The organism is Escherichia sp. E4736, from assembly GCF_005781225.1.
Classification (GTDB): Bacteria; Pseudomonadota; Gammaproteobacteria; order Enterobacterales; family Enterobacteriaceae; genus Escherichia.
In genome coordinates, this window is sequence record NZ_VATT01000002.1 from 253,937 (window position 1) to 264,074 (window position 10,138).

Sequence of the window (10,138 nt, forward strand, 5' to 3'; positions counted from 1 at the left end):
ATTTTTATTTATACGAGAAACCAATTCCCGTCTGCTATCAATCGTCAAATAATCAAAGTCTATTGTTTGACGATAATATATTTACTTAATAAATGTATATTTCACTTTGCGTTAAAATGCTTCCATTCTTTTCAACTCACATCAAATGAGAACATTAGAATATTAATCTATTTTTGTGTTTACGTGCCTTGAATAGCGACTATTCATAACTATTCCTTACATCGCCGGACGATAATTTGTAGGATAGCGAACTGTATTTTTATTTCTGCGAGTTAACGCGTTGCCTTTTTCTGGCTAATAACGCGCTTTTGGTTTTTTGAGGAATAGTAATGACGAAACATGCCAAGTTTTTCCTCCTGCCCTCCTTTATCATGATCTCCGCAGCGTTAATTGCGGGTTGTAACGATAAGGGAGAAGAGAAAGCTCACGTCGGTGAACCGCAGGTTACCGTTCATGTTGTGAATACTGCCCCGTTAGAAGTTAAAACTGAATTACCAGGCCGTACTAATGCTTTCCGTATTGCCGAGGTTCGCCCACAGGTTAGCGGGATAGTGCTGAATCGTAATTTCACTGAAGGCAGCGATGTGCAAGCTGGCCAGTCCCTGTACCAGATCGATCCAGCCACTTATCAGGCAAGTTATGACAGCGCGAAAGGCGACCTGGCGAAAAGCGAAGCTGCCGCATCCATCGCGCATTTGACGGTAAAACGTTATGTTCCGCTTGTGGGTACGAAATACATCAGCCAGCAGGAGTACGATCAGGCGATTGCTGATGCTCGTCAGGCCGATGCTACCGTCATAGCCGCAAAAGCCACGGTCGAAAGCGCCCGCATCAATCTCGCTTATACCAAAGTGACTGCGCCAATTAGCGGGCGTATCGGCAAATCTTCGGTGACCGAAGGTGCTCTCGTCACTAACGGGCAAACGACCGAACTGGCGACTGTCCAGCAACTCGATCCTATCTATGTCGATGTGACCCAATCCAGCAACGACTTCATGAGACTCAAGCAGTCCGTAGAGCAAGGTAGTTTGCATAAGGAAAACGCCACCAGCAACGTAGAGCTGGTCATGGAAAACGGTCAAACCTATCCCCTGAAAGGCACGCTGCAATTCTCTGATGTAACCGTTGATGAAAGCACCGGCTCCATTACCCTGCGCGCGGTTTTCCCTAACCCGCAACACACGCTTCTGCCAGGTATGTTTGTGCGCGCACGGATTGATGAAGGTGTACAACCTGACGCCATTCTTATCCCGCAACAGGGAGTTAGCCGCACGCCGCGTGGTGACGCTACCGTCATGATTGTTAATGATAAAAGCCAGGTTGAGGCGCGTCCTGTTGTCGCCAGCCAGGCCATTGGCGATAAATGGCTGATTAGCGAAGGACTAAAAGCGGGTGATCAGGTCATTGTCAGCGGCCTGCAAAAAGCACGCCCGGGAGAGCAGGTTAAAGCCACTACCGATACCCCCGCAGATACTGCGTCGAAGTAAGGCAATCTGATATGGCAAACTTTTTTATTCGACGACCAATATTTGCATGGGTGCTGGCCATTATTCTGATGATGGCGGGCGTACTGGCGATCCTACAATTGCCCGTCGCCCAGTATCCAACCATTGCCCCGCCCGCTGTTTCTGTGTCGGCAAACTATCCGGGCGCTGATGCGCAAACCGTGCAGGATACGGTGACACAGGTTATCGAACAGAATATGAACGGCATCGATAATCTGATGTATATGTCCTCCACCAGCGATTCAGCCGGTAGCGTGACAATTACTCTCACCTTCCAGTCCGGGACCGATCCAGACATCGCGCAAGTGCAGGTACAAAACAAACTTCAACTCGCCACACCGCTACTGCCGCAGGAAGTCCAGCAACAGGGGATAAGTGTCGAGAAATCAAGTAGCAGCTTTTTGATGGTGGCTGGTTTTGTTTCTGATAACCCAAGTACCACGCAAGACGATATTTCCGACTACATCGCCTCTAACGTCAAAGATACCATTAGCCGTCTGAACGGCGTTGGCGACGTACAACTGTTCGGTGCTCAGTACGCTATGCGTATCTGGCTCGATGCCGATCTGCTGAACAAATATAAACTCACATCGGTTGATGTTATTAACCAGTTGAAAGTACAGAACGACCAGATTGCGGCCGGTCAGTTAGGCGGCACGCCGGCATTACCAGGACAGCAGCTAAACGCGTCGATTATTGCCCAGACACGGTTAAAAGATCCGGAAGAGTTCGGCAAAGTCACCCTGCGCGTGAACAGCGACGGTTCGGTAGTGCGGCTGAAAGATGTCGCACGGATTGAACTCGGTGGTGAAAACTATAACGTTATCGCCCGTATCAACGGCAAACCCGCGGCTGGCCTCGGTATTAAACTGGCAACGGGAGCTAACGCACTTGATACCGCAAAAGCCATCAAGGCCAAACTGGCAGAATTGCAGCCGTTCTTCCCACAGGGAATGAAGGTTCTTTACCCTTATGACACCACGCCTTTCGTCCAGCTTTCTATCCAGGAAGTGGTGAAAACGCTGTTCGAAGCCATTATCCTGGTATTCCTGGTGATGTATCTGTTCTTGCAGAACATGCGGGCGACATTGATACCCACCATTGCTGTACCTGTCGTGTTGTTAGGGACATTTGCCATACTCGCCGCTTTTGGTTACTCCATCAATACGCTAACGATGTTCGGGATGGTACTTGCCATCGGGCTTCTAGTTGATGATGCGATAGTCGTTGTGGAGAACGTCGAGCGCGTAATGATGGAGGATAAACTCCCCCCCAGAGAAGCGACGGAAAAATCGATGTCGCAAATCCAGGGTGCGCTGGTAGGTATCGCGATGGTACTGTCGGCGGTATTTATTCCGATGGCATTCTTCGGTGGCTCAACAGGGGCAATTTATCGACAGTTCTCTATCACTATTGTTTCAGCAATGGCGCTTTCAGTACTGGTTGCGCTGATTCTCACCCCCGCGTTATGTGCAACATTGCTGAAACCAGTCTCTGCCGAGCATCACGAAAATAAGGGTGGTTTCTTCGGCTGGTTTAACACCACTTTCGATCATAGCGTTAATCACTACACCAATAGCGTTGGCAAAATCCTCGGTTCCACAGGGCGATATTTACTGATCTATGCGCTGATTGTCGCCGGAATGGTAGTGCTGTTTTTACGCCTCCCTTCTTCTTTCTTGCCGGAAGAAGATCAGGGTGTCTTCCTGACCATGATCCAACTGCCCGCTGGCGCGACGCAAGAGCGGACACAAAAAGTACTGGATGAAGTGACGGATTACTATCTGAAGAACGAGAAGGCGAACGTTGAAAGTGTCTTTACAGTCAATGGATTTAGCTTCAGCGGTCAGGCGCAAAACGCCGGGATGGCCTTTGTCAGCCTTAAACCGTGGGAAGAGCGCAGTGGCGAAGAAAATAGCGCGGAAGCGGTAATCCAACGTGCCAAAATGGAACTGAGTAAAATCCGCGACGGTTTTGTCATTCCATTCAATATGCCAGCCATTGTTGAACTGGGTACGGCAACAGGTTTCGACTTTGAGTTAATCGATCAGGCGGGTCTTGGTCACGATGCCTTAACCCATGCCCGCAACCAATTGCTTGGCATGGCGGCGCAACATCCTGAAAGCTTAGTCAGTGTGCGCCCCAATGGCCTGGAAGATACTGCGCAGTTCAAACTTGAAGTTGACCAGGAAAAAGCACAGGCATTAGGCGTTTCGCTTTCTGACATTAATCAGACCATTTCTACGGCGTTAGGCGGGACGTATGTCAACGACTTCATCGACCGTGGCCGCGTGAAAAAAGTATATGTTCAGGCGGATGCCAAATTCCGTATGCTGCCAGAAGATGTCGATAAACTTTATGTCCGCAGTGCCAACGGCGAAATGGTGCCATTCTCCACCTTTACCACTTCACATTGGGTATATGGTTCTCCGCGTCTGGAACGCTACAACGGTCTACCTTCTATGGAGATTCAGGGGGAGGCCGCGCCAGGCACCAGTTCCGGCGATGCGATGTCGCTAATGGAAAGCCTCGCCTCACAACTACCTAACGGAATCGGTTATGACTGGACGGGTATGTCGTATCAGGAACGCTTGTCAGGCAACCAGGCCCCTGCTCTGGTAGCCATTTCATTCGTGGTCGTTTTCCTGTGCCTTGCAGCGCTCTATGAAAGCTGGTCAATTCCTGTCTCGGTTATGCTGGTCGTGCCGTTAGGGATTGTCGGCGTGCTGCTGGCGGCGACACTCTTTAATCAAAAAAATGACGTTTATTTTATGGTGGGCTTGTTAACGACAATTGGCTTATCAGCTAAAAACGCTATTTTGATTGTTGAGTTCGCCAAAGACCTGATGGAGAAAGAGGGGAAAGGTGTTATTGAAGCAACGCTGATGGCCGTACGTATGCGTCTTCGTCCTATTCTGATGACATCACTCGCCTTTATTCTCGGCGTATTGCCGCTGGCTATCAGTAATGGTGCGGGAAGCGGCGCGCAGAACGCGGTAGGGATTGGAGTCATGGGCGGCATGATTTCCGCAACATTACTGGCAATCTTCTTCGTCCCTGTGTTCTTTGTGGTGATCCGCCGTTGCTTTAAAGGGTAAATTTAAAACACAAAGGCGTCTTCGGACGCCTTTTTAATTTGCAGTTAAAACTATAAAAATTAATGAGTTAATGATTCACTAACTTTTGAATTGAGTGCATTCATTCTTTCTCCCTTCATTATTTTTACAATTAACATAATTTGTCATTATTCATCTTGCAAGAATTATAACTCCCGGTGATAAAATGGAATTCAGCACGTTAAATAAGAAAGTTAGCTTATTAAGCGGTAGCGTTATTACTGAGGTAACACCATGAAAAGATTAATTCCTGTCGCATTGCTCACCGCATTGCTGGCGGGCTGCGCTCACGATTCACCCTGCGTTCCGGTTTATGACGATCAGGGCCGTCTGGTTCACACCAATACCTGTATGAAAGGTACGACTCAGGATAACTGGGAAACTGCCGGGGCTATTGCTGGCGGGGCAGCGGCTGTTGCTGGCCTGACGATGGGGATCATCGCTCTGTCGAAATAACTGAACAGGGCGCGGAGTTCCGCGCTCTCTTTAACGGTACAGAATCTCACCGTAAGATAAAATACAACTATATTCGGCTAGCTTATTCCCTTTTAATTTAGCATTTTATTTCGAACCGTCGAAATAACACATCCATTAGTTTTTACCCTCATTTAAAACACATGCTCACGCTAACAATCATTATCCTGCTTAGTAAAATGCGAATAAATATTTTGCGCTAAAATGTGGCGTATGTTTCATTTTCGCACCATTGCGGGGCGATGTTTTTATTATTTCCTGTCTACACTCAGCTTATTGCGACACGGAATCGTGCGCAAAAACTGGCACTACTTTTGCTTATAAAAGGATGGCCACAGACAGGTAAAAGACGTTTCCCAAACGTCCTATAACGATAATTTTCGCCTCACAGGAAGCATTATGAAAAAGATGATGATAGCCACACTGGCTGCCGCCAGCGTGCTGCTTGCCGTTGCAAATCAGGCGCATGCTGGCGCGACACTTGATGCCGTAAAGAATAAAGGGTTTGTTCAATGTGGGATCAGTGACGGATTACCTGGGTTCTCTTATGCCGATGCAGACGGTAAGTTTTCAGGTATTGATGTAGATGTTTGTCGTGGTGTTGCCGCTGCTGTATTTGGCGACGACACGAAAGTGAAATATACCCCACTCACAGCAAAAGAACGCTTCACCGCTTTACAGTCAGGAGAAGTGGATTTGCTCTCCCGTAATACGACCTGGACTTCATCCCGCGACGCAGGAATGGGAATGGTATTTACTGGCGTCACTTATTACGACGGCATTGGCTTCCTGACGCACGATAAAGCGGGATTAAAAAGCGCGAAAGAACTGGATGGCGCAACCGTCTGTATTCAGGCGGGGACTGATACCGAACTCAACGTCGCCGATTACTTCAAGGCAAACAATATGAAGTACACGCCAGTAACCTTCGATCGCTCAGACGAATCAGCGAAGGCTCTGGAATCTGGCCGCTGCGATACGCTGGCCTCGGATCAGTCGCAACTGTATGCCCTGCGGATCAAATTAAGTAATCCTGCCGAATGGATTGTCCTGCCAGAAGTTATCTCTAAAGAACCGCTTGGTCCGGTAGTCCGTCGTGGCGATGATGAATGGTTCTCTATTGTGCGCTGGACGCTTTTCGCCATGCTGAATGCTGAAGAGATGGGCGTTAACTCGCAAAACGTTGATGAAAAAGCGGCTAATCCAGCTACGCCTGATATGGCGCATCTGCTGGGTAAAGAGGGCGATTACGGCAAGGATCTGAAGCTGGATAATAAATGGGCTTACAACATCATCAAACAGGTGGGTAACTACTCGGAAATTTTTGAGCGTAATGTAGGTTCAGAAAGCCCGCTGAAAATTAAACGTGGGCAAAATAATCTCTGGAATAACGGCGGTATTCAGTACGCGCCGCCCGTGCGTTAAGTCGGTGTGAGGTAACGGGCGTCGCTACGGCGGCGCTCTCTTCAGCGTTATGGTTTCCGAGGTTTATATGCCCCATCGCCGCTCAACCGTTAAAGGCTCACTCTCCTTTACCAACCCTACGGTTCGCGCCTGGTTATTCCAGATCCTCGCCGTTGTTGCCGTCGTCGGCATTGTTGGTTGGTTATTTCACAACACCGTGACGAATCTAAACAATCGCGGCATTACATCAGGATTTGCCTTTCTGGATCGCGGCGCAGGCTTCGGGATCGTCCAGCATTTGATCGATTACCAGCAGGGCGATACCTACGGACGCGTTTTTATTGTCGGCTTACTCAATACGCTACTGGTTTCAGCATTGTGTATCGTATTCGCATCTGTCCTGGGCTTCTTTATCGGTCTGGCGCGACTTTCGGATAACTGGCTGCTACGAAAGCTTTCCACAATTTATATTGAGATCTTCCGTAATATTCCCCCGCTACTGCAAATCTTCTTCTGGTACTTTGCCGTGTTGCGCAATTTGCCCGGACCGCGACAGGCTGTGAGTGCGTTTGATCTCGCCTTTTTGAGCAATCGTGGGCTCTATATTCCGTCGCCGCAGCTGGGAGATGGATTTATTGCGTTTATCCTGACTGTTGTTATTGCTATAGCCATTTCTGTTGGACTATTCCGTTTTAATAAAACGCACCAGATAAAGACCGGACAACTGCGACGAACCTGGCCTTGCGCCGTTGTGTTGCTCACTGGTTTACCTTTACTGGCGCAATGGCTTTTTGGTGCGGCACTGCACTGGGATGTTCCGGCGCTACGAGGGTTTAACTTCCGCGGCGGGATGGTGCTTATCCCTGAGCTGGCAGCCTTAACATTGGCGCTTTCAGTTTATACATCTGCATTTATCGCCGAGATTATTCGCGCCGGGATCCAGGCAGTGCCTTATGGTCAACATGAAGCTGCCCGCTCGCTGGGATTGCCCAACCCAGTTACGCTACGCCAGGTCATTATTCCCCAGGCGCTGCGAGTGATTATTCCGCCGTTAACCAGCCAGTATCTCAACATCGTCAAAAACTCCTCTCTTGCCGCCGCTATCGGCTATCCCGATATGGTTTCGCTGTTTGCTGGCACCGTGCTGAACCAGACGGGGCAAGCCATCGAGACGATTGCCATGACGATGTCGGTCTATCTGATTATCAGCCTGACTATCTCGCTGCTGATGAATATCTATAACCGCCGCATCGAGATCGTTGAACGCTAAGGAGTCATGATGACAAAAGTATTGCTGTCTCATCCCCCGCGCCCGGCGAGCCATAACTCAAGCCGCGCTATGGTGTGGGTGCGCAAAAACCTGTTCTCTAGCTGGAGCAATAGCCTGCTGACTATTGGCTGCTTATGGTTGATGTGGGAACTGATTCCACCGCTGCTGAACTGGGCTTTTTTACAGGCAAACTGGGTTGGTTCAACGCGTACCGACTGCACAAAAGCCGGTGCCTGTTGGGTCTTCATCCACGAACGATTCGGCCAGTTTATGTATGGGCTTTACCCGCACGACCAGCGCTGGCGAATTAACCTGGCATTACTGATTGGCCTTGTTTCTATCGCACCAATGTTCTGGAAAATACTCCCGCATCGCGGTCGCTATATTGCGGTATGGGCGGTTATCTACCCACTGATTGTCTGGTGGCTGATGTATGGCGGTTTTCTTGGTCTAGAGCGGGTTGAAACCCGGCAATGGGGCGGGCTGACACTGACGTTGATTATCGCATCTGTTGGGATTGCTGGGGCGCTGCCGTGGGGGATATTACTGGCATTAGGCCGCCGCTCCCATATGCCGATTGTGCGTATCTTATCGGTCATTTTTATCGAGTTCAGGCGTGGCGTACCGCTGATTACCGTACTGTTTATGTCTTCGGTCATGCTGCCGCTCTTTATGGCGGAAGGCACCAGTATCGACAAACTGATTCGTGCGTTGGTCGGCGTGATCCTGTTTCAGTCAGCATACGTTGCGGAAGTCGTGCGAGGCGGATTACAGGCGCTGCCCAAAGGGCAATACGAAGCGGCAGAGTCGCTGGCGTTGGGTTACTGGAAAACTCAAGGGCTGGTTATTCTGCCCCAGGCACTGAAGCTGGTGATTCCAGGGCTGGTAAATACCATCATCGCGCTATTCAAAGACACAAGTCTGGTGATCATCATCGGGTTGTTCGATCTTTTCAGTAGCGTTCAGCAGGCAACCGTTGACCCCGCCTGGCTGGGTATGTCGACGGAAGGGTATGTTTTCGCCGCACTGATCTACTGGATCTTCTGCTTCAGCATGTCACGTTATAGCCAACATCTGGAAAAACGTTTTAACACCGGGCGTACACCGCATTGAGGACACTATGAGCCAAATTTTACTGCAACCTGCTAACGCGATGATTACACTGGAAAACGTCAATAAATGGTATGGGCAATTCCATGTCTTAAAAGATATAAATCTGACTGTGCAAACCGGTGAACGCATTGTTTTGTGTGGTCCTTCCGGTTCCGGGAAATCGACAACCATTCGCTGTATTAATCATCTGGAAGAACACCAACAGGGACGGATCGTGGTGGATGGCATCGAGCTTAACGAAGATATTCGCAATATTGAGCGCGTCAGGCAGGAAGTGGGAATGGTCTTTCAGCATTTCAATCTATTCCCACATTTGACCGTTTTACAGAACTGTACCCTGGCGCCGATTTGGGTGCGTAAGATGCCGAAGAAAGAAGCTGAAGCTCTGGCGATGCATTACCTTGAGCGGGTGAGAATTGCCGAACATGCACAGAAGTTTCCCGGGCAGATTTCTGGTGGTCAGCAGCAACGCGTTGCCATAGCACGTTCACTTTGTATGAAACCAAAGATCATGCTGTTTGATGAACCTACGTCGGCGCTCGATCCGGAGATGGTAAAAGAAGTGCTGGATACGATGATTGGGCTAGCGCAGTCAGGCATGACGATGCTGTGCGTAACACATGAAATGGGATTTGCGCGAACTGTCGCTGATCGAGTGATTTTTATGGATCGCGGAGAAATCGTGGAGCAAGCTGCACCGGATGAATTTTTTGCGCATCCTAAATCGGAGCGTACGAGGGCATTTTTATCGCAGGTTATCCATTAAGTTGTACATGGATTCGAAACGCAAAAAGGCCATCCTTTCGGATGGCCTTTCGCTTGATTTGATGTCTGGCAGTTTATGGCGGGCTTCCTGCCCGCCCCCCTCCGGGCCGTTGCTTCGCAACGTTCAAATCCGCTCCCGGCGGATTTGTCCTACTCAGGAGAGCGTTCACCGACAAGCAACAGATAAAACAAAAGGCCCAGTCTTTCGACTGAGCCTTTTGTTTTATTTGATGCCTGGCAGTTCCCTACTCTCGCATGGGGAGACCCCACACTACCATCGGCGCTACGGCGTTTCACTTCTGAGTTCGGCATGGGGTCAGGTGGGACCACCGCGCTACGGCCGCCAGGCAAATTCTGTTTCTAATCTGCCGAACTTTAACCTAAAAAGTGGTGCTGATACCCAGAGTCGAACTGGGGACCTCACCCTTACCAAGGGTGCGCTCTACCAACTGAGCCATATCAGCACGCTAAATTTGATGCCTGGCAGTTCC

At 49.5% G+C, this 10,138-nt stretch carries 7 protein-coding genes, 1 tRNA gene and 1 rRNA gene; 7 read left to right on the forward strand and 2 right to left on the reverse strand.

The genetic code is table 11. From position 1 onward, the window contains the following. Positions 1-329 precede the first annotated feature (329 nt). The 7 genes from acrE (at position 330) to FEK46_RS02055 (ending at position 9,648) form a co-directional block, all read left to right on the forward strand. Entirely contained in the window at positions 330-1,487 is a 1,158-nt protein-coding gene (acrE, locus tag FEK46_RS02025) for a multidrug efflux RND transporter periplasmic adaptor subunit AcrE (RefSeq protein ID WP_135559891.1), read from the forward strand. 11 nt (positions 1,488-1,498) lie between these two features. Beyond that, complete coding sequence (gene acrF, locus FEK46_RS02030) at positions 1,499-4,603, forward strand: multidrug efflux RND transporter permease subunit AcrF (protein WP_130204496.1); 3,105 nt, start codon at positions 1,499-1,501, stop codon at positions 4,601-4,603. Between the two features lie 252 nt (positions 4,604-4,855). Beyond that, complete coding sequence (locus FEK46_RS02035; RefSeq protein WP_000825639.1) at positions 4,856-5,077, forward strand: membrane protein; 222 nt, start codon at positions 4,856-4,858, stop codon at positions 5,075-5,077. A gap of 417 nt (positions 5,078-5,494) precedes the next feature. Beyond that, the gene (locus FEK46_RS02040; protein ID WP_130204494.1) at positions 5,495-6,520 is read left to right on the forward strand and encodes an amino acid ABC transporter substrate-binding protein; all 1,026 of its coding nucleotides are present in this window, start codon (positions 5,495-5,497) and stop codon (positions 6,518-6,520) included. 67 nt (positions 6,521-6,587) lie between these two features. Next, positions 6,588-7,769, forward strand: coding sequence for an amino acid ABC transporter permease (locus FEK46_RS02045; RefSeq protein WP_135559892.1), 1,182 nt, complete (start codon positions 6,588-6,590; stop codon positions 7,767-7,769). Positions 7,770-7,778: 9 nt separating this feature from the next. Continuing rightward, the gene (locus FEK46_RS02050) at positions 7,779-8,882 is read left to right on the forward strand and encodes an amino acid ABC transporter permease (RefSeq protein WP_135559899.1); all 1,104 of its coding nucleotides are present in this window, start codon (positions 7,779-7,781) and stop codon (positions 8,880-8,882) included. A 7-nt stretch (positions 8,883-8,889) separates the two neighbouring features. Then, the gene (locus FEK46_RS02055; protein ID WP_130219134.1) at positions 8,890-9,648 is read left to right on the forward strand and encodes an amino acid ABC transporter ATP-binding protein; all 759 of its coding nucleotides are present in this window, start codon (positions 8,890-8,892) and stop codon (positions 9,646-9,648) included. A 231-nt stretch (positions 9,649-9,879) separates the two neighbouring features. Here the strand turns inward: FEK46_RS02055 and rrf are convergent. Then, positions 9,880-9,995: ribosomal RNA gene (gene rrf, locus FEK46_RS02065) — 5S ribosomal RNA — on the reverse strand. 40 nt (positions 9,996-10,035) lie between these two features. Beyond that, a tRNA-Thr gene (locus FEK46_RS02070) sits at positions 10,036-10,111 on the reverse strand. Positions 10,112-10,138: the final 27 nt, after the last annotated feature.